Genomic DNA, 24,259 nt, shown 5'->3' on the forward strand with positions numbered 1-24,259 from the left:
TCTCTGTCTGCCGCGCCGCCGGGAGGTTGCATTGACGCCGACACGTATCGAACTGGAACAAGGTTTCTGGTTCCTTGTGGTGATAGCGCTGCTGTTGATTCTGTGTTTGTGGGGAAATGGAGATATCGCTTTTCTCAGTGTCAATGAGGCGCGGCGGGCGGTCACGGTACGCGAGATGTACCAGGCGAACGACTGGCTGCTGCCGCACATGAACGGCGAGCTCTATCTGGCGAAGCCGCCGCTGTTCTACTGGCTGGCGCTGATTCCGGTGCATCTGGCGGGCGGTGTGTCCGAATGGGCCATGCGCCTGCCTTCGGCGCTGCTCGCGCTGGCCACGCTGGCCGGCACCTTCTTCTGGGGCCGCCGCATCGGTGGGCGCGGCCTCGGGCTCTTCGCCTGTATTTTCCTGGCGGCCAACGCGGGCTTCAGCCTGTTCGCCCGGCGGGCGGAAATCGAAATGGCGCTGACGGCGTTCTGCTTCCTGTCCCTGCTCAGCGCCTGCGTCTACCTGTTCGTCGATGGCCGCCGCCGCTGGAGCATCCTCAGCTATGTCCTGCTCGGTTGCGCCCTGCTGACCAAGGGGCCGGTCAGCCTGCTGCTGGTCACCCTGCCGGTGCTGGTCTTCTCCCTGGTCCAGCGCAACACGCGGGCACGCGCCTACCTGTGCGATGTCCCGGGCTGGCTGATCGCTCTGGCGCTGGGGGTGTCCTGGTACCTCGCCGTGACCTTGCAGGAGGGCATGGATGTCTGGCGCGCGATTTTCCAGCAGGACATCGTCGACAAGGTGAGCGGCAGCGGTAGCGATCCCTGGTATGCCTACCTGCTGTATATCGCCGGCGATTTCGCTCCGTTCTGGCTGGTGCTGCTGGTCCGCCCGCGCCAGCTCTGGCGGCAGATCAGGCAGAGCCCGGAGCTGACGCTGGTGCTGTGCGCAACGCTGGTGCCGCTGATCGTCTTTTCCCTGTTCAGCAACAAGCACGCCAAGTACCTCCTGCCGGCGTACCCCTGGATTGCGCTGCTGCTGGCCTGTCACTGGGTTCAGGTGCTGGCCGGGCTGGACGGCTGGCGGCGCAAGGTCATGCTCTGGGCGCCCCTGCTGCTGCTTTTCGGTTTCGTCAGTTTCTACGGGGTTCTCGAACGCACGGTCTTCGCCTATCGCTTCCAGGCGCTGCCGGAAGTCGGCCGGATCGCCGCCGCGCATCCCGACCTGCCGCTGTACAGCCTGAGCATGCCGGACATGCGCCTGGTGTATTACGCCGGGCGGCCCGTCGCCAGACTGGCGGCGGATTCGGCGCCGTCGGCCGGCGCCGGCCTGCTGTTCGTTCCCGGCTCGTTGCCGGCCTCACTGCAGGCGTCGGCGCACTGCGTCAGTGATACCGTCCCGTCCTACCTGAGCCGGCACAAGGCGCTGCAGGTCGTTCTGCTGGGCAGTGCCTGCAACGGCAAGGAAGGCACGGCCAAGCAGCCGATGCCAGGAAATACGCATGGCTGACCGGCTGTCGCCGCGTTCGGGCGAAGTGCCTGTGCCTGCTGCTGGCGCGGAATCTGCATCCGGCTGCCGAGTGCCGGTTTCTCGACGCCGGCCGTGGAGACAAGACATGCGCACCCTGTTGGCGATTCTCGCCATGGCAGCCCTGGCGGGCTGCATGACCCCCAGCGACATGGCCGAGCGCACCGGCTATTACGCCGGCGATGCCGGCTTCCTCGACCACAGCCAGACCCGCCGCACGGGGAACTGGCGCTTGCAGGCCGATTCCTTCATCTACATCGCCCAGGGCCATTTCGTGCCGCTCGGCCATCCCTACGCACGGCCGAACGTGGTGGCGGAGGAGGCGTTCAAGGGCTTCGTCGAGTATTTCCCGAGGGTGCGGCGCGCCAAGGCGCCGCTGGGGCTCGATGAGGCGATGCAGGAAGCGCGGGCGGCCGGCGCCAACTATCTGCTCTATACCCGCTTCGCCCGTGGGGAGGACAATGTCGGCAGTTATGAGGAATATGAAGACACCGACAATGCCGTCGGACGCGACCGCAGCGTGATTCAGGTGATGCTGATCGAAACCGCCAGCCGCTATCTGGTGGACAGTGCGACCATCCGCAGCCGTGGCGGTTTTCTGACATTCCTGGATGGCAGTCCCGATGACCTGATCGGGCCGCCGCTGGAAGACTATGCCCGCAGCCTGCTGGGGGTGAAGACGCAAGAGGAGTACCAATGACCGATCCCGCGAAGGCCGGCGACCTGCTGGCGCAGATTCCCGCCAGCAAGGGCAAGGGGCTGCCGCCGGTGCACCTGTGGAACCCGGACTGCTGTGGCGACATCGACATGCGCATCGCCCGCGACGGCACCTGGTATTACCTGGGCACGCCGATCGGGCGCAAGCCGATGGTGCGGCTGTTCTCCACCATCATCCGCCGCGATGGCGACGACTATTTCCTGGTCACGCCAGTGGAGAAGTGCGGGATCACCGTCGATGACGCGCCGTTCGTCGCGGTCAGCCTGGCCGTGGAAGGCGAGGGCGAGCAGCAGGTGCTGCGCTTCACCAGCAACGTCGAGGACGAGGTGGTGGCCGATGCTGCGCATCCCATCCGCGTGGAGATCGACCCGCAGACCCAGGAGCCGTCGCCCTATGTGCTGGTGCGGGTGAACCTGGAGGCGCTGATCCACCGCAACGTGTTCTATCAACTGGTCGACCTGGCCGTAAGCCGCGAGATCGACGGGCGGGAATGGCTGGGCGTATGGAGTTCGGGGGAGTTCTTCCGCATCGCTCCGCAGCCGTGACCAGATGGTCAGAATGTGTCCGGTAGTCCGGGTCGTTACCCGCTACAAGCGCTTTGCCAGAAAAGAAAAAGGCTCCCGAAGGGGAGCCTTTTTCGTTACCGCCAACGAATTACATGTTGGGGTAGTTCGGACCGCCGGTGCCTTCCGGGGCCACCCAGGTGATGTTCTGGGCCGGGTCCTTGATGTCGCAGGTCTTGCAGTGCACGCAGTTCTGCGCGTTGATCTGGAAGCGCTTGCTGCCGTCGTCGTTGCTCACCACTTCGTACACGCCGGCCGGGCAGTAACGCTGCGCGGGCTCGTCGTAGAGCGGCAGGTTCTTCTGCACCGGGATGCTCGGATCGGCCAGCTTGAGGTGGATCGGCTGGTCTTCCTCGTGGTTGGTGTTGGAGAGGAACACCGAGGACAGCTTGTCGAAGCTGAGCTTGCCGTCCGGCTTCGGGTAGTCGATCTTCGGCGCTTCGCTGGCCTTCTTCAGGCAGGCGTAGTCCGGGGTGGTGTCGTGCAGGGTGAAGGGAATCCTGCCGCCGAAGAAGTTCTGGTCGATGAAGTTGAACGCACCGCCACCGATGGCGCCGAACTTGTGCATCGCCGGACCGAAGTTGCGGCTGCAGAACAGCTCGTCGTACAGCCAGCTGCCCTTGAACGCCTCGACGTAGTTGTTCAGCTCGTCGCCGCCTTCACGGCCGGCGGCCAGGGCCTCGGCAACGGCGTCGGCGGCCAGCATGCCGGACTTCATCGCAGTGTGGCTGCCCTTGATTTTGGCGAAGTTCAGGGTGCCCAGGTCGCAACCGATCAGCGCGCCGCCGGGGAAGACCATCTTCGGCAGCGAGTTCAGGCCGCCCTTGCAGATGGCGCGGGCGCCGTAGGCCACGCGCTTGCCGCCTTCCAGGTACTGCTTGATCACCGGGTGGTGCTTGTAGCGCTGGAACTCGTCGAACGGCGACAGGTGCGGGTTGCTGTAGGACAGGTCGATGATCAGGCCGACCACCACCTGGTTGTTCTCCAGGTGATAGAGGAAGGAACCGCCCGGGTTCTCGTCGTTCAGCGGCCAGCCGGCGGTGTGCACCACCAGGCCCTGCTCGTGCTTGGCCGGGTCGATGTCCCAGATTTCCTTGATGCCGATGCCGTAGTGCTGGGCGTCGGCTTCGCTGTCGAGCTTGTACTTCTTGATCAGCTGCTTGCCGATGTGGCCGCGGCAGCCTTCGGCGAACAGGGTGTACTTGGCGCGCAGTTCCATGCCGGGGGTGTAGTAACCCTCTTTCGGGTTGCCTTCGCGGTCGACGCCCAGGTCACCGGTGATGATGCCGCGCACCACGCCATTCTCGTCGATCAGCGCTTCCTGGGCGGCGAAGCCCGGGTAGATCTCGACGCCCAGGCCTTCGGCCTGCTGGGCCAGCCAGCGGCACAGGTTGCCCAGGGAGATGATGTAGTTGCCTTCGTTGTGCATGGTCTTGGGCACGAAGAAGTTCGGCACCTTGGCGGCCGCTTCGGCGTTCTTCAGCACATAGATGTCGTCGCGCTTGACCGGGGTGTTCAGCGGCGCTTCGAGCTCTTTCCAGTTGGGGAACAGCTCGTTCAGCGCGCGGGGCTCGAACACGGCGCCGGAGAGGATGTGGGCGCCCACTTCGGAACCCTTCTCGACCACACAGACGCTGATTTCCTGACCGGCGTCGGCGGCCTTCTGCTTCAGTCGGCAGGCGGCGGACAGACCGGCAGGGCCGGCGCCGACGATGACGACGTCGAATTCCATAAATTCGCGTTCCACTATCGATCTCTCCTGAATCTAGGCTCTGGGCATTTTGTAGGTATTGGGTTGGGCGTGCCCCCACCCAGTAAGAGCGGGGCGCATTATAGCTAGACCCGTTGCTATATCTAAACCCCTTATCCGACACAATACAAACGTTTGTTTGAATTGCGCGTAGCCCTGATAGAATCGGGGTCCGCGGCTTATGAAGGGGTATTTCCGTGTATTGACCCGCCAGGGCGATGCGGTCAAGATACCTGCGGTTTTGCGGTCGCGGTCTCGCTGGATGTAGTTGCAGATGGCGTGCACTACCGGCCAGGCCTGTCTGGCGACATTCCTATTCACCGGAGAATAACGAGGAATCCATGAAGGTTCTTGTAGCTGTCAAACGAGTGGTTGACTATAACGTCAAGGTCCGCGTCAAGGCGGACAACTCCGGCGTCGATCTCGCCAACGTCAAGATGTCCATGAACCCCTTCTGCGAAATCGCCGTGGAAGAAGCCGTGCGCCTGAAAGAGAAGGGCGTCGCCACCGAGATCGTCGCGGTCTCCGTCGGCCCGAGCGCCGCCCAGGAGCAACTGCGCACCGCGCTGGCGCTGGGTGCCGATCGCGCGATCCTCGTCGAGTCCAACGACGAACTGAATTCCCTGGCTGTCGCCAAGGCCCTGAAGGCCATCGTCGACAAAGAACAGCCGCAGCTGGTCATCCTCGGCAAGCAGGCCATCGACAGCGACAACAACCAGACCGGCCAGATGCTGGCGGCACTCTCCGGCTACGCCCAGGGCACCTTCGCCTCCAAGGTCGAAGTCGCTGGCGACAAGGTCAACGTCACCCGTGAAATCGACGGCGGCCTGCAGACCGTCGCGCTGAACCTGCCGGCGATCGTCACCACCGACCTGCGCCTGAACGAGCCGCGCTACGCATCGCTGCCGAACATCATGAAGGCGAAGAAGAAGCCGCTGGACGTGGTCACCCCGGACGCCCTGGGCGTTTCCACCGCTTCCACCGTGAAGACCGTGAAAGTCGAAGCTCCGGCTGCCCGCAGCGCCGGCATCAAGGTCAAGTCCGTTGCCGAACTGGTCGAGAAACTGAAGAACGAGGCGAAAGTAATCTGATGGCTATCCTGGTAATCGCTGAGCACAACAACGGCGCTCTGGGCGCTGCCACCCTGAACACCGTCGCCGCCGCGCAGAAGATCGGTGGCGACATCGCCGTCCTGGTCGCTGGCCAGAACGTCGCTGGCGTGGCCGAAGCCGCCGCCAGGATCGCAGGCGTTGCCAAGGTGCTGGTCGCCGACAACGCCGCCTACGCTCACCAGCTGCCGGAGAACGTCGCTCCGCTGATCGCTGAGCTCGGCAAGGGCTACAGCCACGTGCTGGCCGCCGCCACCACCAACGGCAAGAACTTCCTGCCGCGCGTCGCCGCGCTGCTGGACGTCGACCAGATCTCCGAGATCATCGACGTGGTCAGCGCCGACACCTTCAAGCGCCCGATCTACGCCGGCAACGCCATCGCCACCGTGCAGTCCTCGGCCGCGATCAAGGTCATCACCGTGCGTGGCACCGGCTTCGACGCCGCGGCTGCCGAAGGTGGTTCCGCCGCGGTTGAAGCGGTTTCCGGCCCGGCCGATGCCGGCAAGTCCGTCTTCGTCGGCGAAGAACTGGCCAAGTCCGACCGTCCGGAACTGACCGCCGCCAAGATCGTCGTTTCCGGCGGCCGCGGCATGGGCAACGGCGACAACTTCAAGATCCTCTACGCCCTGGCCGACAAGCTGGGCGCCGCCGTCGGCGCTTCCCGCGCCGCGGTCGACGCCGGCTTCGTGCCGAACGACATGCAGGTCGGCCAGACCGGCAAGATCGTCGCGCCGCAGTTGTACATCGCGGTGGGCATCTCCGGTGCCATCCAGCACCTGGCGGGCATGAAGGACTCCAAGGTGATCGTCGCGATCAACAAGGACGAAGAGGCGCCGATCTTCCAGGTTGCCGACTACGGCCTGGTCGCTGACCTGTTCGAAGCCGTACCGGAGCTGGAAAAGGCCGTCTGAGCCCGATCCGCTCGCTGAAGGAACCCGCTCCCGTAGCGGGTTCTTTCATTTCAGGTCCTTGATTCTGCTCTGAAAAGGCCTGTTCTTCGCGCGCATGACCCATTGGTCACGAATCTTCGCCGATAAGTCCCCGGACGAAGGTGTCTCATCTACAATGCGCGACGTCTCCAGTTCCTGAATGTGTTCAATCGACACCTGGCTACCGAGGTTTTCATGATCATCAAACCGCGCGTGCGTGGCTTCATCTGCGTCACTACCCACCCGACCGGCTGTGAAGCCAACGTCAAGGAACAGATCGAGTACGTCCAGGCGCACGGCCCCATCGCCAACGGTCCGAAGAAGGTCCTGGTCATCGGTTCCTCCACCGGCTACGGCCTGGCCGCGCGCATCAGCGCCGCCTTCGGCGCCGGCGCCGACACCCTGGGCGTGTTCTTCGAGCGCCCGGGCAGCGAAACCAAGGCGGGCACCGCCGGCTGGTACAACTCGGCCGCCTTCGAGAAGTTCGCCAAGGCCAAGGGCCTGTATGCGCGCAGCATCAACGGCGATGCCTTCTCCGACGAAGTGAAGAAGGTCACCATCGAGACCATCAAGCAGGACCTGGGCAAGGTCGACCTGGTGGTCTACAGCCTGGCCGCCCCGCGCCGCACCCACCCGAAGACCGGCGAGGTCTTCAACTCGGTGCTCAAGCCGGTCGGCAAGACCGTCAACTTCCGTGGTCTGGACACCGACAAGGAAGTGATCAAGGAAAGCGTGATGGAGCCGGCCACCGAGGCCGAAATCGCCAACACCGTGGCGGTGATGGGCGGTGAAGACTGGCAGATGTGGATCGACGCGCTGCAGGAGGCCGGTGTGCTGGCCGACGGCGTGAAGACCACCGCCTTCACCTACCTGGGCGAAGAGATCACCCACGACCTGTACTGGAACGGCTCCATCGGCGCCGCCAAGAAGGACCTGGACCAGAAGGTCCTGGGCATTCGCGAGAAACTGGCCGCCAGCGGCGGTGACGCCCGCGTTTCCGTGCTCAAGGCCGTGGTCACCCAGGCCAGTTCGGCCATCCCGATGATGCCGCTGTACCTGTCGCTGCTGTTCAAGGTGATGAAGGAGAAGGGCACCCACGAGGGCTGCATCGAGCAGGTCGACGGCCTGTTCCGCGACAGCCTGTATGGCGCCGAGCCGCATCTGGACGCCGACGGCCGCCTGCGCGCCGACTACAAGGAACTGCAGCCGGACGTGCAGGACCAGGTCAAGGACCTGTGGGACAAGGTGACCAACGAGAACCTGTACCAGCTGACCGACTTCACCGGTTACAAGACCGAGTTCCTGCGCCTGTTCGGCTTCGAGATCGCCGGCGTGGACTACGAGCAGGACGTCAATCCGGACGTGCAGATTCCCAATCTGATCCAGCTCTGAGTCACCAGCTTCCCGCTGAAACAGAAACGGCGCCCCAGGGCGCCGTTTCTGTTTCATGCCGTTCAGTTGGCGGCGGTGACCGGCGACTGGCTGCGCTGGAGGAAGTCCAGGTACAGCCGGGCGGTTTCTTCCGGCCGCTCGATCATCGGCACATGGCCGCAATCGCGCAGGATGGCCACGCTGGGCTTCTTCAGCAGCGGCTTCATCACCTCGATGCTGGTTACATCCAGCACCCGGTCGCGGTCGCCCCACAGCAGGAGGGTCGGCGCGGTGATCTTCGGCAGCTCCGGCTCCAGCGGGATGTAGCGGTCGCGCAACTGCTGGAAGACCACACTGTTGAAGGCGCTGCGCTCCAGCGAGCGCTCCGCCAGGTAATCCTGCAACCGCGACGGCAGCGGCGGTTTCTGCACGAAGACGAAGTCGAGCAGGGCGGGGAAGTCCTCCACCGAGCGCAGCACCAGCGGGTTGTCCTCGCCCTTGAGCAGGCGCTGGAACAGCTCGCTCTGGCGCGGCGCCATGACCCCGGCGTTGTCGAACAGGCCGGCCGACAGCACCTCGTTCGGATGGCGCGCGGCGAGCAGGGCGGCGATGTGCCCGCCCATGGAGTTGCCGACCACGTGGAAGCGGCCGATGCCCAGCTCGCCCATGAAGTCCGCCAGGCGCTCGGCCTGGGTGCCGACGTCGTAGCTGATGTTCGCCGGCCGGCTGCTGTCGCCGAAGCCCGGCAGGTCGACGGCGATGATGTGGTAGCGGTCGGTCAGGAAGCGTGCGAAGCGCAGCCAGTTGCTCTTGTCGGCGCCGAAACCGTGGACCAGCAGGACGGTCTGGGCCTTGTCCGGGCCGCCCTCGTAGTAGCGGATGTCCAGGTTGTCCACCGCCAGGCTGTGCTCACCCAGGCCCGCGCGGCTGCTTTCGACGAACTGCGCGGTGGCCAGCAGCGTGGCGGGAAAGGCATAGAGCACACCCGCCGTGGCGGCGAGCAGCAGGGTGAAGAACAGAAGGGCTTTCTTCATGAGAAGTCCTTATTACCAAATCGGATGGTGTGCTTTACGCTAACATTTTGCAGGTTTAAGCATGACCGTTCTTTATGTCTGGCGAGCGAGACTAACGATGCCCCATTGCCCCGCGGTGCTGCGTGCAGCCCTTCTGCTGGTCACCCTCTCGATATCCCTGGCCGGCGTCGCCGCGGGTAAATGCGAGCGCCTGGTCGCCACCGGCAACCCGGAGTACCCGCCGTATCTGTGGCGCGACCCGCAGAAGCCCGAGCGCCTGATCGGCGCCAACGCCGATCTGCTGGAGCGGATCGGCAAGGACATCGGCGTGGACATCCGGGTGATCTACACCGGCTCCTGGGCGCGGGCGCAGGAGGAGGCACGGCTGGGGCGCGTCGACCTGATCGCCGGCGCCTTCCTCACCCCCGAGCGGATGGAGAGCATGGATTACGTCCATCCCGCCTTCCTGGTCACCGACAGCGTGGTCTGGGTGCGCAAGGACACCAGCATCCCCTATGCGCGCTGGGAAGACCTGCGCGGCCTGCGCGGCGGCACCCTGGTGAACAACAGCTTCGGTGCCGGCTTCGACGACTTCGCCAGGCAGCAACTGACCCTGGAGGAGGTGCCCAGCCTGACCCAGGCCTTCCAGAAGCTGCTGCTCAAGCGCACCGACTATGTGCTCTACGAGCATTATCCTGGCCTTGCGGTGGCCGATACCCTCGGCATGATGGACGACCTGCAGCCGCTGGAACCGCCGGTCTCCAGCGAGGGTCTGTACCTGACGCTGGCGCACAACTCCGCCTGCAACGAGCCCTGGCTGCGCGGACAACTGGCGAAAAAAATGACAGAATTGACCGCCGCCGGAGTCCCGCAGCGCCTGCTGCAGGACAACCTGGCCCGCTGGAAGGGGCAGCAGTTGCAGCCCGCCGGCACTCCCACCCAGTAGGACAACAGATTTCGTGATCAATCGACGGATGATGGCCGCCGGCCTGGCTCTTTTTGCCCTGGCCGGTTGCGCAACGAACGCCCCGCCACCCACCGAGCAGATGCGCCTCGCCGAGCAGGCGCTGGAACAGGCCAAGGCCGTGGGCGCCACCGATGAGGTGGCCGAACTCAAGCTCGCCGACGACAAGTACCAGGCTGCCAAGGGCGCCCTGGCCGTGGGCTCGAACAAGAAGGCGCGGCAGCTCGCCGAGCAGGCCGAACTCGACGCCCGCCTCGCCGAGGCCAAGGTGCTGACGCGCAAGAGCGCGGATCAGCTGGCCGAGCAGGGCAAGAGCATCAATCGCCTGCGCAAACAGTTGGGGGAAGCGCAATGACTTCGCTGCAACTGTTGCGCCTGGTGGCGCTGGGTTCCGTGGCCGCGCTGGCGGGCTGCGCCAACAGCCAGCTGAGCGAGAAATCCCTGGAGCAGGCGCGCACCCAGTTCCAGTCGGTGAAGGAAGACTCCTCGGTGCTGCGCAGCGCGCCCAAGGACGTGATCCGCGCCGGCGAATCCCTGGCGCGCGCCGAGCGCCTGTCCAGCTACTGGGGCAGCAGCGACGACGTGCTGCAGTACGCCTATCTCAGCCAGCGCTACAGCGAGATTGCCCGCGAGCACGGCAACTACGCGCTGAACCAGGAGCGCCTGGCCAAGCAGCAGCTCGAACGCGAGCGCCTGCAACTGGCCATGCGCGAGGCGCGCCTGCTCAACGTGCAGGAACAGAACAAGTGGCTGGAGCAGCAGATGGTCAGCCTGGCCACCAACGAAACCGAGCGCGGCCTGGTGCTGACCCTCGGCGACGTGCTGTTCGACAGCGGCGCGGCGGACCTCCAGCCCGCCGCCAACCGCACCGTGCTCAAGCTGGTGCAGTTCCTCCAGCTCAACCCGCGCCGGGTGATCCGCATCGAAGGCTATACCGACAGTGACGGTGACCGGGAGCAGAACCTGCAACTGTCCCGGGACCGCGCGCAGGCCGTGGCCGATGCCCTGTCCGACCTGGGCATCGACGCCGGGCGCATCCAGGTGCAGGGCTATGGCGAGGCCTATCCGGTGGCGGACAACGCCTCGTCCCTGGGCCGGGCGCAGAACCGCCGGGTCGAGATCGTCTTCTCGGACGAAAAGGGCCAGCTGGGCGCCGAGCGCTGAACGCGAGCGGCGACATCCGCTTGCAAACCAGGCCCTGGAGCTCCCCGCTCCGGGGCTTTTTCATGGGGATCTCGAAATTGTTCGAGGGTGGCGTTGGCGAAAATGGACTCCTGCAACTAATCCCCATGCTGGGGAGCCACCACCGAGAGAAGTAGATGCTGTCCGAGAAGAAAAACCTGAACGTGATCGTGGCCGACGCCCAGCCGATGATCGGCTGGGGGCTGGAACATTATCTGGCCGACCACTGCGACGCCCGGGTGAATGCCTATGTCAGCGACACGGAGAGCCTGCTGACGGCGCTGGGCGAATGGACCGATACCGACCTGCTGATCATGGAAATGGCCCTGCCGGGCGAGCGCGGGCGCGACGGCGTGCACCTGATCGAATGGCTGCGCCGCCACTATCCCGGGGTGCAGATCCTGGTCTACTCGCTGCTCGGCGCCCCGCTCATGGCGACGTCGGTGGTGAAGTGCGGCGCGCTGGGCTACGTCTGCAAGCGCAGCCCGCTGAGCGTGCTCGCCGACGCCGTGCAGCGCGTGCGCGGTGGCGACACCTTCATCGACCCGACCCTGCGCCAGCCGCGCCACACCGGGCGGCCGCTGAGCCCCACCGAGATGGACATCATCCGCCGCCTGGCCCACGGCGCCACCGTCGGCGAGATCGCCGAGCGCACCAACCGCAGCGTCTCGACCATCAGCACCCACAAGCGCAACGCCATGCAGAAGCTCGGCGTGACCAGCGATGCGCAACTGGTCGCCTTCGGCGTGCTGGACTGGCTCGGCGAGCTCTGATTCGGTGGCCACCACTGGTCAGTGGCAACTGTAACGCGCACAATCCCTGTCACTGTTCTGGAACAGTTTCGGCTTTTTAGCTACTGTTTCGGTCCAATGACCGAGGGATGGCCGTCATGTCCAATCTGCTTCTGTACCAGCGCATCGCCCAGCAACTGGCCGAAGACATCCGCCGGGGTGTCTACCAGCCGGGCGAGCGCGTGCCGTCCGTGCGCAAGCTGAGCATCCAGCTCAACGTCAGCCATGCCACGGTGCTGCAGGCCTATGCCACCCTCGAAGACCAGGGGCTGATCCGCGCGCGCCCGCAGTCCGGCTTCTACGTGCACCGCACGCCGGCGCTGACCGCCTCGACCCCGGAGATCGCCCGGGTCGAGCGGCCCGGCCTGGTCACCCGCAGCAGCATCATCAACCAGGTGCTCGCCGAGGCGCGCCGCGAGGGCGTGTTCCCGCTGGGCGCCGCGGTGCCGCACGTGGACTACCTCCCGGTCCGCGCGCTGCACCAGCAACTGGCCAAGGTCACCCGCTTTTCCAGCCCGCGCGCCTTCAGTTACATGTTCAGCCCCGGCTACGAGCCGCTGCGCCGCCAGGTGGCGATCCGCATGCGCGACGCCGGCGTGGTGGTCGACCCGGCCCAGGTAACCATCACCCACGGCTGCGTGGACGCCATCCACATGGCCCTGCGGGTGATGACCCGCCCGGGCGACCTGATCGCCACCGAGTCGCCGAGCTACTACGGCCTGCTGCAACTGGCCGACATCCTCGGCCTGAAGGTCATCGAGATTCCCAGCGACCCGCTCACCGGCATCAGCCTGGAAGCCCTGCAACTGGCCGCCAACCAGTGGCCGATCAAGGCGCTGGTGCTGACCCCGCGCCTGAGCAACCCGCTGGGCGGCACCATCCCCGAGGAGCGCCAGAAGCAACTGCTCAAGCTCACCGCCGAGCACAACATCGGGGTGATCGAGGACGACATCTACGGCGAGCTGATGTTCGACCAGGGCCAGACCAAGGCGCTCAAGGCCCACGACCGCGACGGCCGGGTGGTGTACTGCTCGAGCTTCTCCAAGACCATTTCCCCCGGCGTGCGCATCGGCTGGATCATCACCGAGCGTTACCAGGAGGAAATCCGCCGCCTGCAGACCTTCACCACGCATTCGGCGTGCACCGTCACCCAGATGGGCGTGGCGGCCTACCTGGAGAACGGCGGCTACGACCGGCACCTGCGCTACATCCGCCAGGAGTACCGCAAGAACATGACCGCCTACCAGCTGGCGGTGCAGCAGTACTTCCCCGACGGCACGCAGATGACCCGGCCCAAGGGCGGCTTCATCCTCTGGGTCAGCCTGCCGGCCAAGGTGAACACCAAGGAACTGCACGTGCGTGCGCTGGAGCAGGGCATCAGCATCGCGCCGGGGCTGATCTTCAGTAACACCGAGCAGTTCAACAACTGCCTGCGCCTGACCTGCGGCATCCCGTGGGACCGCGAGGCCGAGCGGGCGATCATGACCCTCGGCATGCTGGCCTGCCAGCTGTGCCAGGAGGGGCTGATCGCGGCCTGACCGCTGCCCTCTGTTGTGGAACTGCTCTCGTAGGATCGGACCTTGTCCGCGAAGGCCGGATGTTCCGGCGTGATTCGCGGATAAGATCCGCTCCTACAAGAGCCTGCCTGCGTTCCGCCTGCAAGGCCGAACACCCGTAGGAGCGGACTCCGTCCGCGATAGGCTCCGCTGCGGAGTTGATCGCGGACGGAGTCCGCTCCTACGAAAAGCTCCGGCCTAGCACCGCTTTAACCCGTTTCCCCGCATGGCCTCGTCTGAAGAGTCGAATTCCTCCACGAGGCCGCTGCCATGTCGCTTCCCGTTCGCTTCCTTCGCCCTGCCGCCCAGGGTTTCGCCATCGGTCTGCTGATCGCCGTCGCCGGCTGCGGTATTTCCCGCGAGGGTGAGCCGAAGCAGAAGGCCGCCGCGAACACCGATGCCATCCAGGTCGAGCCGCTCGCCAAGCCAGCCAGCCCTCCGCCCGCGCCTCGTCTGGAGGAGAGCGCCAAGCTGCAGCGCTCTGTCGGCTACGTCGCCCAGGCTCCCGTCGCGGGCATCGCACCCGCGCCGCTGGCGGACATGCAGCAGCCCGGCTACGTCGACGTACCCCGCGAGCAATACCAGAACCTGCCGGACAACCCGGTACACGCCGTCGCCCGGGACCCGGTATCGACCTTCAGCATCGACGTCGACACCGGCAGCTACGCCAACGTCCGCCGCATCCTCAACGAAGGCCGGCTGCCGCCCAAGGGCGCGGTGCGGCTGGAGGAGATGGTCAACTACTTCCCCTACGACTACGCGCTGCCGGGTGACGCCGCCTCGCCGTTCGGCATCACCACCGAGCTGGCGCCTACGCCGTGGAACCCGAACACCCGCCTGCTGCGGGTCGGCATCAAGGCCTCGGACCGCAGCGTCGCCGAGCTGCCGCCGGCCAACCTGGTGTTCCTGGTGGACGTCTCCGGCTCCATGGACCGCCGCGAGGGCCTGCCGCTGGTGAAGAGCACCCTGAAGCTGCTGGTTGACCAGCTGCGCGACCAGGACAAGGTGTCCCTGGTGGTCTACGCCGGCGAATCCCGCGTGGTGCTGGAACCGACGTCCGGGCGCGACAAGGCGGCCATCCGCAACGCCATCGAGCAGCTCCAGGCCGGCGGCTCCACGGCCGGCGCCTCGGGCATCGAACTGGCCTACCGGATGGCGCAGAAGGGCTACCTGGAGCAGGGCATCAACCGCATCCTGCTGGCCACCGACGGCGACTTCAACGTCGGCATCAGCGACTTCGAGACCCTCAAGCAGATGGCCGCCGAGAAGCGCCGCAGCGGTGTCTCGCTGACCACCCTCGGCTACGGCGTGGACAACTACAACGAGCAGCTCATGGAGCAGCTGGCCGACGCCGGCGACGGCAACTACGCCTACATCGACAACCTGCGCGAGGCGCGCAAGGTGCTGGTCGACCAGCTTGGCTCGACCCTGGCGGTGGTGGCCAAGGACGTGAAGATCCAGCTGGAATTCAACCCCGCCCAGGTCAGCGAGTACCGCCTGCTTGGCTACGAGAACCGTGCGCTCAAGCGCGAGGACTTCAGCAACGACAAGGTCGACGCCGGCGAGATCGGTGCCGGGCACACGGTCACCGCGCTCTACGAGATCGTCCCGGCCGGCGCCAAGGGCTGGCTGGAGCCGCTGCGCTACCAGGGCGGCGCGGCGAAGACCGACGCCAGGGGCGACGAACTGGCCCTGCTGCGGCTGCGCTACAAGGGCCCGCAGGGCGGCGCCAGCCGCTTGATCGAGCGGCCGATCCGCGCCGCCGAGCAACGCGCGACCATCGCCCAGGCCAGCGACGACCTGCGCTTCGCCGCCGCGGTGGCCGCCTTCGCCCAGCAGCTGGAGGGCGGTCGTTACACCGGCGCCTTCGACATCGGCGATACTGTGCAGCTGGCTCGCGCCGCGCGGGGCGAGGACCGCTTCGGCCTGCGCGGCGAGTTCGTCCAGCTCGCCGAGCTGGCGCAGAGCCTGCAGACCCCGCTACCCGCACAGGCACGGATCGAGTGATGTGAACATGCCCCTCAGGGATGACAGCGACGCCGCACTGCTGCGGCGTTACCGACAAGGCGACGCCGAGGCCTTCGCCGCGCTCTACGCGCGCCATCGCCTCGGCCTGTACCGCTTCCTCTGCGGCCTGTGCGGCGACAGCGCACAGGCCGAGGAAGTATTCCAGGAGACCTGGCTGAGCCTGGTCCGCAGCGACAGCCAGCCGGGCGCGGCCAGCTTCAAGACCTGGCTGTACCAGATCGGCCGCAACCGGCTGATCGACCACTGGCGCAAGCTGGGCCGGCACCAGGGGCGCCAGGAGAGCTTCGACGAAGAACTGCACGGCGATGCGTTGCCCGGCGCGGACCCCGAGCGCGAGCTGCTCCTGAGTCGCGACCAGCAGCGCCTGCGCGGCGCCCTGGACGCACTGCCGGAGGAGCAGCGCGAGGTGTTCCTGCTGCGCGCCCACGGCGACCTGGAGCTGAACGAGATTGCCGAGCTGACGCGCACCCCGGCCGAGACGGTGAAAAGCCGGCTGCGCTACGCGTTGCAGAAACTGCGCCGGTTGCTGTCCGACCCGGCGGCGACCGAGGAGGTGAGCCCATGAACCGCGATCCGCGCGAGCAGGAACTGCTTGAGCACTACCGCCGGCACAGCGACGAGCAGCCGTCGGCGCAGCTGGACGCGCGCATCCTGGCCGCTGCCCGCGCCGCCGTGCAGGCGCGCAAACCGAGCCTGGCCGAGCGCCTGCGCCACTGGCTGCTGGGCAGCGGCAGCCGCCAGCGCTGGGGCGTCGCCGTGGCCGGCCTGGCGACCCTGGGCATCGGCCTGAGCCTGACCTTGCGCACCTTCGAGCAGGCGCCCGAGCGCTTCGATGCCCCCGCCGCCCCGGCGATGCTGCGCGAGGCGCCGGCCCCGGCGACCGCCGTGGCGCCTGCGATGGCCCCCGCGCCGTCGCCCGCCGCCAAGCCGGCGCAGGCCCGGCGCAAGGCCGAGTCCGTCGCCAGCCCGCAGTTCGAGGCGAAGGCATCCGGCGCGCTGGCGGAGCAGGCCGCGCCGGCGGCGCCGCTGGCCGATGCCATGGCGCCGGAACAGGAGCCCCGGGCCAGCCTGCTGCGCCTGCGCGTGCTGCAGGAGCAGGGCCGCGAGGACGACGCCCGCGTGCTGCGCCAGGCCCTGCAGCGGCAGTTCCCGAAGCTGGATATCGATGCCGCGCTGCGTGCCCTGCCGCTCACGCCTTGAGCAATGGCCTTGACCAATGACAGGCCGCCGCGAGGCGGCCTCTGACAGACTCGGTGGGGAACGGTAAAGGCTGGTGATAACTGGCCTCTTGCCATGGCGTTCGACTCGCGCCAGCATTGCGCGATTTTTTCCCCTTGCCCGATCATGACGTCCAGCCGAATCCTCCTTGCCGCGTGTCTGACCCTGCTGCTCGCTGCCTGTGGCGACGGGCACGAGGACAAGGCGCCAACCCCGCCGCCGCCTGCGCAGAGCGCCGGCGAACCCGCGCCCGCGCCGAAGCCCGCCGCCGTGCCGCCGCGCGAGTCGGAAGCCGCGCCGGCCGCGGCTGAACCCGTGGCCTCCGCCAAGGCGCCGGCCGTCGAAGCGGCGCCCCGGCCCGAGGCCAAGGCGCACGCCAGGGCCGAACCCAGGCACCAGGCCAGGACCGAACCCAAGGCGCGGACGGTGAAGAAGTCGGCGGTCGATCCCGCCGTCAAGCGGCCGCTGCCGCCGGTGCAGCTGGACCTGCGCCTGCCCAGGGACCTGGTGCACCAACTGCAGCCGGACAAGCCGGTGCCGGAGCCGGAAGACAAGCCACTGTTGCCGCCGCTGTTCAGCGAGAAGGAGAAAGCCGACCAGAGCCCGTTCGCGGTCGGTGGCCGGCTGATCCAGCGCGAACGCAACGAGCGCGAGACCAACGACGACAGCTGGCACTCCGACATCCGCGGCGCGGAGCTGCAGTTCCAGTTCCGCAACTGATCGCCGCGCCATTCCCCCTGTAGGACCGAGGGGGCGCCTAGCCCTTGCTCGCGAACCGCATCCTGCCGGGACTTAGGTGCGAGCTTCGAGGCTGATCGCGGACAAGGTTGTAGTGGTCCGGTTTTTCTAGACACCGCTATAGGAGCATCAAGCCGCCCGCGCCTCGAACACGGCTGGCGGCAACTGCTTCGTTGTCGAATGAAGACGCTGATGGTTGTAGTAGGTGGCGACGAATCGTGTCACATCGGCTTTGGCTTCGTGCTGGTCTCGATAGCGCCGCTCGCCTATCCACTCACGCTTCAAGCTGGCAAAGACTCGCTCCACCACTGCATTGTCCCAGCAATTGCCGCGCCGACTCATGCTCTGCACGATCTGCAAACGTCGCAGCATGTCCACAAAGCGCTCGCTGCTGTACTGGCACCCCTGATCGGAGTGGAACATCAGGCCGTTGTCCGGGTGTCGCATCGACACGGCGAGCTCCAGGGCCTGGATCACCAAATCCGTATCAGCCACGGACGAGAATGCCCAGCCCACGATTCGCCGGGCATACAGATCGACCACGATAGCCAGGTACAGCCAGCCACGCGCCGTACGCAGATAGGTGATGTCGCCGGCCCAGACCTGATTCGGGGCTGCCGGCTGGAATTGGCGATTGAGGTGGTTGGGGGCCGCCGCTGCCGGCTTGGTGTGCCGCCGATAGTGCTGATTGCGCCGTCGAGCCACCGCCAGGCCAGCCTGACGCATTAGGCGGCGAGCCCGTTGCCGACCCACCGCATGCCCCTGCTGACGCAAGGCCGCCGACATCCGGCGTGAGCCATAGGTGTGCCGGCTGCTTTCATGCAGGTCCGTGACGGCCGAGAGTAGCGGGCTGGGTGGTTTCGGGCGCTTATGACGCGCCGCGTAGTAACTGCTGCGCGCCAGTCCAAGCAGGCGACAGCAGCGCGTGACGCTCATGGCCCCCTTCACTCGGTCGATCATTTGCCAGCTCGCAGCATTTCCCGAACGAAGAAGGCCGTGGATTTTTTTAGCGTGTCACGCTCTTCCTGCGCCTCTGCCAGTGCGCGCTGCACCTGCGCCAACTGGCTCTCCAGTGCACGGATGCGCTGGGCATCATCGATGACCGAACCCGGTTGCTCAGCCCGCCATTGCGAGACCCAACGCCGCAACGCCGTCGGTCCCACCCCCATGGCCTGTGCTGCCTGCGGCACCGAGTAGCCCTGCGCTACCACCAGTTGCACTGCTTCGCGCTTGAGCGCGTCCGATAGTTTTCTATGACCCATGTAAATCACCTCAATAGTCGCGTTAGTTAACTCGCTCCTATCTCGGTGTCCAGAATTTCCGGACCACTACAGGTCCGCTCCTACGAAAAGCCACTCCGCGCGCTGGCGCTCTTCTGTAGGAGCGGACCTTGTCCGCGAAAGCGCTCCAGCCCGTAGGATGGGTGGAGCTTGCGATACCCATGCCGGTCCGCGCAGGGAGCGATGGGTATCGCTTCGCTCCACGCCATCCTACGGTGCCGCGAGAGCGAGGGCGCGCCGGATTCGCTCGCGAACCGCGCGCTGCCGACGCGCTTCTGTAGGAGCGGACCTTGTCCGCGAAAGCGCATCCAGCCCGTAGGATGGGTGGAGCTTGCGATACCCATGCCGGTCCGCGCAGAGATCGATGGGTATCGCTTCGCTCCACGCCATCCTACGGTTCAGGTCTCAGAACCGGTGCTCCCCACGCCGGATCGCTTCGAACAGCCCGCCATCCAGCGCCCGGTAGCTCGTCTCGCCGGGCAGGCGCACGAACAGGGCTTCGCTCACCTGCTGCGGGTCGTAGGCGCTGCGCTTGAGGTCGGTCTTCTTGTACTTGAAGGTCCCGGTGGTCTCCACCTGGGCCAGCAGGCGCAGGAACAGCGGCACGGCGTAGGCCGGCAGTTCGCGGTCCAGGTGCTCGGCCAGTTGCGTGCCGTCCAGGCTGGCGCCATCGCGCAGGCGCAGCGCGGCCATGCCGCAGCGGCCGTTGGTGCCGGGAATCTCCACGCCGTAGACCACCGCGTCCTCGACCACCGGGAAGGCGCCCAGGGCATTCTCCACCTCGGTGGTCGAGACGTTCTCGCCCTTCCAGCGGAAGGTGTCGCCCAGGCGGTCGACGAACTGGGTGTGCTTGAAGCCGATGTCGCGCATCAGGTCGCCGGTGTTGAACCAGGCGTCACCCGGCTTGAACACGTCGCGGAAGATCGCCGCCTCGCTCTTGGACGGGTCGGTGTAGCCGTCGAACGGCCACTTGTCGCTGATCTCGCTGATCAACAGGCCCGCCTCGCCCTTGTCGACCTTCTCCATGAAACCCCTGGCGCCGCGCACCGGCTGGTCGTTCTCCAGGTCGTAGCGCACGATCGCGTAGGTTGCTGGCGAGAAGCCTACCGTATTGTCGAAGTTGAACACATTGGTGAAGCCGATGTTGCCTTCGCTGGAGGCGTAGAACTCGGTGATCCGCTCGATGCCGAAGCGCGCCTTGAACGTGTTCCAGATCGACGGGCGCAGGCCGTTGCCGATCATGCAGGTCAGGCTGTTGCCGCGTTCCTCGGCGCATTCGGGCTGGTTGAGCAGGTAGCGGCAGAGTTCGCCGATGTAGCCGAAGCAGGTCGCCTGGTAGGCCTGCACGTCCTTCCAGAAGGCGCTGGCGGAGAAGCGGCGGCGCAGGGCGATGGCCGCGCCGCCGGCCAGCGCGGCGCTCCAGCACACGGTGACGGCGTTGTTGTGGTAGCACGGCAGGGTCAGGTAGAGCACGTCGCTGCTGGTCAGGCCGAGCCCGGAATGGCCGAAGCCGCCGTAGGCCTTGATCCACTTGCCGTGGCTCATGATCGAGGCCTTGGGCAGGCCGGTGGTGCCGGAGGTGTAGATGTAGAAGCAGGCGTCCTTGAGGCGCACCTGGGCGGTTTCCGCCAGGTTGGCCGAGTTCTGCTCCTGGGCCATGCGCATCAGGTTGTGCCAGCCCACGGGCGGCTGGCTGGGCTCGCTGAGGGTGTCGCCGTCGGCCACCCAGTAGCAGCGCCCGCCGCTGTTTTCCAGCACCGGGCGGATGTCCTCGAAGGCTTCGCGCAGTTCCTCGCCGATCACGAAGTGGCTGGGCTTGACCAGGTTCAGGCTGTGGCTGAGCACCTGGCCGCGCTGGGTGGTGTTGACCAGCGCGCCGATGGCGCCGAGCTTGGCCAGCGCGGCGAGCACCACCATCAGTTCGGCGCGGTTCTCCAGCATCACCGCCACCACGCCGGCATGGCCCACGCCCTCGGCCTGGAAGGCCCGCGCCAGGCGGTTGGCCCAGCCGTTGAAGAGGGCGTAGGAGAGGCGCCGGCGCTCGTCGATCAGCGCCGGGCTGTCCGGATACAGGCGCGCCGCGCGCTCCAGCGCCCAGCCCAGGGAGAGGTTCTTCTCGCGGTTGCGGATGCCGGTGTAGTACAGCCCGCGCAGCATGCGCGGCACGCGGCCGAGGGTGGCCGGCAGATGGGCCAGGAAGCGGGTCGGGGTGATCAGATCGGCGTGGCTCATTGACGCGTGCCCTTGTTGTCTTTGTTGTCCGTGGCGTGCAGCGGTTGCTGCGCGACTCTAGGCCGCGCCCTGGCGACCGGCTATGGCCCTGGCGCGCGCTGCGCAGGGCAGATCGGCAAACGCGCGGCGGGGCGTTCATCGCAGTCTAGGAGGGGCTGGCCGGACGGCCAGCCAGGGCGCGGGTCGATTGCCGAATACGGGAGGCCGCTCACGCTCGGGCGCTCCGTAGGATGGGTGGAGCGATACCCATGCCGCGATCGATGGGTATCGCAAGCTCCACCCATCCTACGGGGTGGACGCGCGGCGCCGGGCGTCAGTCGAGGAACAGGTCCGGCACCAGGCTGCCGCCGCTGGGGTCGTAGCGGTATTGCTCGAAGTCGGTCTGGCCCTGTTCGCGCAGGATTTCCTCGTCGATCAGCAGGCGCCCGCTGATGCTGCGGCCGCTGCTGGAGAGGATCGCGTGGGCCGCGTCGGCCATGATCGCCGGGGTGCGCGCACGCTTGAAGGCCTCGCGGCTGCCCAGCTCGAACTCGATGGCGGCGGTGGCGATCATGGTCTGCGGCCACAGCGCGTTGATGCTGATGCCGTAGCGCTTGAACTCCTCGTGCATGCCCAGGGTGAGCATGCTCATGCCGTACTTGGTGACGGTGTAGGGGCCGTGCTGGGCGAACCACTTGTTGGCGATGTTCAGCGGCGGCGACAGGCTGAGGATGTGGCCCTGGCTCTGCTTGAGGTAGGGCAGTGCGGCCTGGCTGCAGACCATCACCGCGCGGGTGTTGATCTGGTACATCAGGTCGAAGCGCTTGGGTTCCAGGCGCTCGACGCCCACCAGCTTGATGGCGCCGGCGTTGTTGACCAGCGCGTCGATGCCGCCGAAATGCTCGGCGGCGCGGGCCATGGCCTCGCGCACGGCGTTCTCGTCGCGCACGTCCAGCTGCAGGGCGAGGGCCTTGCCGCCGGCCGCCTCGACTTCCCTGGCGACGCTGAAGATGGTGCCTTCCAGTTTCGGATGGGGTTCGGCGCTCTTCGCCGCGATGACGATGTTGGCGCCGTCGCGCGCGGCGCGCAGGGCGATCTCGCGGCCGATGCCACGGCTGGCGCCGGTGATGAACAGGGTTTTGCCTTTGAGGGACATGGTTGGGGCTCCGTGTTTTTGTTATGAGTCTTAAGCGATGGGGCTGACGTCAGCTGTAGGAGCGAGCTTGCTCGCGAACAACCTCTGCTGCGGGGGGGCAGGTTCGCGAGCAAGCTCGCTCCTACGAAAAGCAAAAAGCGAAAAGCGCTTCAGGCGGGCTCCAGCGCCTCGACCTCCACCAGCAACTGCCGCGACTTCACCTGCTCGCCCTTGCTCACCTGCACGCGGCGGATCACGCCGTCGACGCCGGCCTTGAGCGGGTGCTCCATCTTCATCGCCTCCAGCACCAGCAGCAGCTGGCCCTTGCTGACCCGCGCGCCTTCGCTCACCAGCACCTCGACGATGGCGCCGTCCATCGGCGCCTTCACCGTGCCGGAGCCCGCGCCCGCGGCGGTGCCGGCTGGCTCGTGGGTGACGTCCAGCAGTTCCAGGTTGCCGTCCGCGCCGTACAGCCACAAGCGCGCGCCGTCGCGGTGGAAGGGCAGGCGGCGGCGGATGCCGTCGGCTTCGAGGATGGCGTCGCCATGCTCGAAGCCGAGCAGACGCAGGCCGATCTCCGTTTCACCGACGCGCGCCAGCAGCACCGGCTGGCTGCCGTGTTCGCGGACTTCCAGCTCGACGACGAATTTCTCCTCGCCATGCCTGAGCACGAAACGCCACGGCGCGCTGCCGGCGCTGCGCCAGCCGGAAAGGCCGGGCTGGTGCGCGCGCGCGCTGGCCGATGCCTGGTAGAGCAGGGCGGCGGCGCAGGCCAGTTCCAGCGCCTGCGGCCGGCGCGGGGCCAGGCTCGGATCGCCGGCGAACTGCTCGCCGATGAACGCCGTGGTGGCCTTGCCGGCGGCGAATTCCGGGTGTTTCAGCAGGTTGGCGAGGAAGCGCTGGTTGCCGGTCACGCCCAGCAGCACGCAATCCTCCACGGCGCGCACCAGCTTGCGCCGGGCTTCGTCGCGGGTGGCGCCGTAGGCGATGACCTTGGCCAGCATCGGGTCGTAGAACGGCGTCACCGGCTGGCCTTCGCGCAGGCCGTGGTCGATGCGGATGCCGTCCAGCTGCGGCGGCGTCCAGCGCAGCACCTGGCCGGTCTGCGGGAGGAAGCCGTCGCCGGCGTCCTCGGCGTACAGGCGCACTTCGATGGCGTGGCCCCGAAGCTCGATCTGCTCCTGCGTCAGTGGCAGCGGATGGCCTTCGGCGACGCGGATCTGCCAGGCCACCAGGTCCTGCCCGGTGACCAGCTCGGTGACCGGGTGCTCCACCTGCAGGCGGGTGTTCATTTCCAGGAAGTAGAAGGCACCGCTGGCGTCCAGCAGGAACTCCACGGTGCCGGCGCCGACATAGTTCACCGACGCGGCGGCCTTCACCGCCGCCGCGCCCATGGCCGCGCGCAGCTCCTCACTGAGCACCGGGCAGGGCGCTTCCTCGATGACCTTCTGGTGGCGGCGCTGCACCGAGCAGTCGCGCTCGCCGAGGTAGACGATGTGGCCGTGGCGGTCGCCGAACACCTGGATTTCCACGTGGCGCGGCTGCACCACGGCCTTCTCCAGGATCAGCTCGCCGCTGCCGAAGGCGTTCTGCGCTTCCGAGCGGGCGGTGCGCAGCTGTTCGGCGAGGTCTTCGCCGCGCGTCACCAGGCGCATGCCGCGCCCGCCGCCGCCGGCGCTGGCCTTGATCATCAGCGGGTAGCCGATGCGCGCGGCCTCGCGGGCGAGGGTGGCGTCGTCCTGCTCGGCGCCTTCGTAGCCGGGGATGCAGGGCACGCCGGCTTCGAGCATGGCGATCTTCGACAGGCGCTTGCTGCCCATCAGGTGGATGGCTTCCACCCCGGGGCCGATGAAGACGATGCCGGCGGCCTCGCAGGCGCGGGCGAAGTCGGCGTTTTCCGAGAGGAAGCCGTAGCCGGGGTGGATGGCCCCGGCGCCGGTGCGCTTCGCCGCGTCGAGGATCGCCCCGGGTTTCAGGTAGGACTGGCCGACCGGCGCCGGGCCGATGCACACCGCCTCGTCGGCCAGCTGCACATGGCGCGCGTTGGCGTCGGCCTCGCTGTACACGGCCACGGTGCGGTAGCCCAGGTCGTGGGCGGTGCGGATCACCCGGCAGGCGATCTCGCCGCGGTTGGCGATGAGGATCTTGTCGAAGGCGGGCATCTCTGGGCTCCTGCTGTATGTCCCGGATGGC

The 24,259-nt window shown here is 66.8% G+C and carries 20 protein-coding genes and 1 pseudogene; 15 read left to right on the forward strand and 6 right to left on the reverse strand.

What is annotated here, in order from left to right; all coding sequences use genetic code 11:
- Positions 1-175 precede the first annotated feature (175 nt).
- The 3 genes from AC3B6A_RS09530 (at position 176) to AC3B6A_RS09540 (ending at position 2,773) form a co-directional block, all read left to right on the forward strand.
- Positions 176-1,492 (forward strand): ArnT family glycosyltransferase, encoded by a 1,317-nt coding sequence (locus AC3B6A_RS09530; protein WP_488402277.1) that lies wholly within the window; start codon positions 176-178, stop codon positions 1,490-1,492.
- Between the two features lie 106 nt (positions 1,493-1,598).
- Complete coding sequence (locus tag AC3B6A_RS09535) at positions 1,599-2,210, forward strand: DUF4823 domain-containing protein (RefSeq protein WP_488402278.1); 612 nt, start codon at positions 1,599-1,601, stop codon at positions 2,208-2,210.
- Positions 2,207-2,773, forward strand: a complete 567-nt coding sequence (locus tag AC3B6A_RS09540; RefSeq protein WP_488402280.1) for a DUF1285 domain-containing protein — start codon at positions 2,207-2,209, stop codon at positions 2,771-2,773. The genes AC3B6A_RS09535 and AC3B6A_RS09540 overlap by 4 nt, the downstream gene beginning before the upstream one ends.
- Before the next feature lie 109 nt (positions 2,774-2,882).
- On the opposite strand, the gene AC3B6A_RS09545 is transcribed toward AC3B6A_RS09540, so the two are convergent.
- Positions 2,883-4,538, reverse strand: a complete 1,656-nt coding sequence (locus AC3B6A_RS09545; protein ID WP_488402282.1) for an electron transfer flavoprotein-ubiquinone oxidoreductase — start codon at positions 4,536-4,538, stop codon at positions 2,883-2,885.
- Between the two features lie 344 nt (positions 4,539-4,882).
- Here AC3B6A_RS09545 and AC3B6A_RS09550 point away from each other — a divergent pair, with 344 nt between their 5' ends.
- From AC3B6A_RS09550 to fabV, 3 genes are all read left to right on the forward strand, one after another.
- Positions 4,883-5,632 (forward strand): electron transfer flavoprotein subunit beta/FixA family protein, encoded by a 750-nt coding sequence (locus AC3B6A_RS09550; protein WP_488402284.1) that lies wholly within the window; start codon positions 4,883-4,885, stop codon positions 5,630-5,632.
- The gene (locus AC3B6A_RS09555) at positions 5,632-6,561 is read left to right on the forward strand and encodes an electron transfer flavoprotein subunit alpha/FixB family protein (protein WP_488402286.1); all 930 of its coding nucleotides are present in this window, start codon (positions 5,632-5,634) and stop codon (positions 6,559-6,561) included. Before AC3B6A_RS09550 ends, AC3B6A_RS09555 begins: the two co-directional genes overlap by 1 nt.
- 213 nt (positions 6,562-6,774) lie before the next feature.
- Positions 6,775-7,971: an enoyl-ACP reductase FabV gene (gene fabV / locus AC3B6A_RS09560; protein ID WP_488402288.1), complete on the forward strand. Its 1,197-nt coding sequence runs from the start codon at positions 6,775-6,777 to the stop codon at positions 7,969-7,971.
- 62 nt (positions 7,972-8,033) lie between these two features.
- Here fabV and AC3B6A_RS09565 read toward each other — a convergent pair whose 3' ends face one another.
- Complete coding sequence (locus AC3B6A_RS09565; protein WP_488402290.1) at positions 8,034-8,984, reverse strand: alpha/beta fold hydrolase; 951 nt, start codon at positions 8,982-8,984, stop codon at positions 8,034-8,036.
- Between the two features lie 97 nt (positions 8,985-9,081).
- On the opposite strand from AC3B6A_RS09565, the gene AC3B6A_RS09570 reads away from it, so the two are divergent.
- The 9 genes from AC3B6A_RS09570 (at position 9,082) to AC3B6A_RS09610 (ending at position 17,422) form a co-directional block, all read left to right on the forward strand.
- The gene (locus AC3B6A_RS09570; RefSeq protein ID WP_488402291.1) at positions 9,082-9,909 is read left to right on the forward strand and encodes a substrate-binding periplasmic protein; all 828 of its coding nucleotides are present in this window, start codon (positions 9,082-9,084) and stop codon (positions 9,907-9,909) included.
- 28 nt (positions 9,910-9,937) lie between these two features.
- On the forward strand, positions 9,938-10,282 hold the full coding sequence (locus AC3B6A_RS09575; RefSeq protein WP_488403555.1) for a DUF4398 domain-containing protein: 345 nt from the start codon (positions 9,938-9,940) through the stop codon (positions 10,280-10,282).
- Positions 10,279-11,091 (forward strand): OmpA family protein, encoded by an 813-nt coding sequence (locus tag AC3B6A_RS09580; protein WP_488402293.1) that lies wholly within the window; start codon positions 10,279-10,281, stop codon positions 11,089-11,091. The genes AC3B6A_RS09575 and AC3B6A_RS09580 overlap by 4 nt, the downstream gene beginning before the upstream one ends.
- A 155-nt stretch (positions 11,092-11,246) precedes the next feature.
- Positions 11,247-11,882, forward strand: a complete 636-nt coding sequence (locus AC3B6A_RS09585; protein ID WP_488402295.1) for a LuxR C-terminal-related transcriptional regulator — start codon at positions 11,247-11,249, stop codon at positions 11,880-11,882.
- Between the two features lie 116 nt (positions 11,883-11,998).
- The gene (locus tag AC3B6A_RS09590; RefSeq protein WP_488402297.1) at positions 11,999-13,438 is read left to right on the forward strand and encodes an aminotransferase-like domain-containing protein; all 1,440 of its coding nucleotides are present in this window, start codon (positions 11,999-12,001) and stop codon (positions 13,436-13,438) included.
- A 288-nt stretch (positions 13,439-13,726) separates the two neighbouring features.
- Positions 13,727-15,463 carry a vWA domain-containing protein gene (locus AC3B6A_RS09595; protein WP_488402299.1) on the forward strand — a complete coding sequence of 579 codons (1,737 nt, stop codon included), beginning with the start codon at positions 13,727-13,729 and terminating at the stop codon, positions 15,461-15,463.
- Between the two features lies 1 nt (position 15,464).
- Entirely contained in the window at positions 15,465-16,049 is a 585-nt protein-coding gene (locus AC3B6A_RS09600; RefSeq protein ID WP_488402300.1) for an RNA polymerase sigma factor, read from the forward strand.
- Positions 16,046-16,684 (forward strand): hypothetical protein, encoded by a 639-nt coding sequence (locus AC3B6A_RS09605; RefSeq protein WP_488402302.1) that lies wholly within the window; start codon positions 16,046-16,048, stop codon positions 16,682-16,684. The genes AC3B6A_RS09600 and AC3B6A_RS09605 overlap by 4 nt, the downstream gene beginning before the upstream one ends.
- Positions 16,685-16,828: 144 nt before the next feature.
- A complete protein-coding gene (locus AC3B6A_RS09610; protein WP_488402304.1) occupies positions 16,829-17,422 on the forward strand; it encodes a hypothetical protein in 594 nt (197 codons plus the stop codon).
- 147 nt (positions 17,423-17,569) lie between these two features.
- On the opposite strand, the pseudogene AC3B6A_RS09615 reads toward AC3B6A_RS09610, so the two are convergent.
- The 4 genes and pseudogenes from AC3B6A_RS09615 to atuF form a co-directional block, all read right to left on the reverse strand.
- Positions 17,570-18,702: pseudogene (locus AC3B6A_RS09615) on the reverse strand (IS3 family transposase).
- A 423-nt stretch (positions 18,703-19,125) separates the two neighbouring features.
- Positions 19,126-20,952: a long-chain-acyl-CoA synthetase gene (locus tag AC3B6A_RS09620; RefSeq protein WP_488402305.1), complete on the reverse strand. Its 1,827-nt coding sequence runs from the start codon at positions 20,950-20,952 to the stop codon at positions 19,126-19,128.
- A 313-nt stretch (positions 20,953-21,265) separates the two neighbouring features.
- Positions 21,266-22,087, reverse strand: a complete 822-nt coding sequence (locus AC3B6A_RS09625; RefSeq protein ID WP_488402306.1) for an SDR family oxidoreductase — start codon at positions 22,085-22,087, stop codon at positions 21,266-21,268.
- A gap of 149 nt (positions 22,088-22,236) precedes the next feature.
- The gene (atuF, locus tag AC3B6A_RS09630; protein WP_488402308.1) at positions 22,237-24,228 is read right to left on the reverse strand and encodes a geranyl-CoA carboxylase subunit apha; all 1,992 of its coding nucleotides are present in this window, start codon (positions 24,226-24,228) and stop codon (positions 22,237-22,239) included.
- Positions 24,229-24,259 lie beyond the last annotated feature (31 nt).

Source organism: Pseudomonas sp. B12(2026), assembly GCF_057767015.1.

What these genes read in the sequence shown, in the direction of transcription:
- fabV (WP_488402288.1), top strand. Translation starts at nt 6,775, where the DNA reads ATGATCATCAAACCGCGCGTGCGTGGCTTCATCTGCGTCACTACCCAC.
- AC3B6A_RS09590 (WP_488402297.1), top strand. Translation starts at nt 11,999, where the DNA reads ATGTCCAATCTGCTTCTGTACCAGCGCATCGCCCAGCAACTGGCCGAA.
- AC3B6A_RS09580 (WP_488402293.1), top strand. Translation starts at nt 10,279, where the DNA reads ATGACTTCGCTGCAACTGTTGCGCCTGGTGGCGCTGGGTTCCGTGGCC.
- AC3B6A_RS09595 (WP_488402299.1), top strand. Translation starts at nt 13,727, where the DNA reads ATGTCGCTTCCCGTTCGCTTCCTTCGCCCTGCCGCCCAGGGTTTCGCC.
- AC3B6A_RS09565 (WP_488402290.1), bottom strand. Translation starts at nt 8,984, where the DNA reads ATGAAGAAAGCCCTTCTGTTCTTCACCCTGCTGCTCGCCGCCACGGCG.
- AC3B6A_RS09535 (WP_488402278.1), top strand. Translation starts at nt 1,599, where the DNA reads ATGCGCACCCTGTTGGCGATTCTCGCCATGGCAGCCCTGGCGGGCTGC.
- atuF (WP_488402308.1), bottom strand. Translation starts at nt 24,228, where the DNA reads ATGCCCGCCTTCGACAAGATCCTCATCGCCAACCGCGGCGAGATCGCC.
- AC3B6A_RS09610 (WP_488402304.1), top strand. Translation starts at nt 16,829, where the DNA reads ATGACGTCCAGCCGAATCCTCCTTGCCGCGTGTCTGACCCTGCTGCTC.
- AC3B6A_RS09550 (WP_488402284.1), top strand. Translation starts at nt 4,883, where the DNA reads ATGAAGGTTCTTGTAGCTGTCAAACGAGTGGTTGACTATAACGTCAAG.
- AC3B6A_RS09625 (WP_488402306.1), bottom strand. Translation starts at nt 22,087, where the DNA reads ATGTCCCTCAAAGGCAAAACCCTGTTCATCACCGGCGCCAGCCGTGGC.
- AC3B6A_RS09620 (WP_488402305.1), bottom strand. Translation starts at nt 20,952, where the DNA reads ATGAGCCACGCCGATCTGATCACCCCGACCCGCTTCCTGGCCCATCTG.
- AC3B6A_RS09555 (WP_488402286.1), top strand. Translation starts at nt 5,632, where the DNA reads ATGGCTATCCTGGTAATCGCTGAGCACAACAACGGCGCTCTGGGCGCT.
- AC3B6A_RS09585 (WP_488402295.1), top strand. Translation starts at nt 11,247, where the DNA reads ATGCTGTCCGAGAAGAAAAACCTGAACGTGATCGTGGCCGACGCCCAG.
- AC3B6A_RS09530 (WP_488402277.1), top strand. Translation starts at nt 176, where the DNA reads ATGTACCAGGCGAACGACTGGCTGCTGCCGCACATGAACGGCGAGCTC.
- AC3B6A_RS09540 (WP_488402280.1), top strand. Translation starts at nt 2,207, where the DNA reads ATGACCGATCCCGCGAAGGCCGGCGACCTGCTGGCGCAGATTCCCGCC.
- AC3B6A_RS09605 (WP_488402302.1), top strand. Translation starts at nt 16,046, where the DNA reads ATGAACCGCGATCCGCGCGAGCAGGAACTGCTTGAGCACTACCGCCGG.
- AC3B6A_RS09575 (WP_488403555.1), top strand. Translation starts at nt 9,938, where the DNA reads ATGATGGCCGCCGGCCTGGCTCTTTTTGCCCTGGCCGGTTGCGCAACG.
- AC3B6A_RS09570 (WP_488402291.1), top strand. Translation starts at nt 9,082, where the DNA reads ATGCCCCATTGCCCCGCGGTGCTGCGTGCAGCCCTTCTGCTGGTCACC.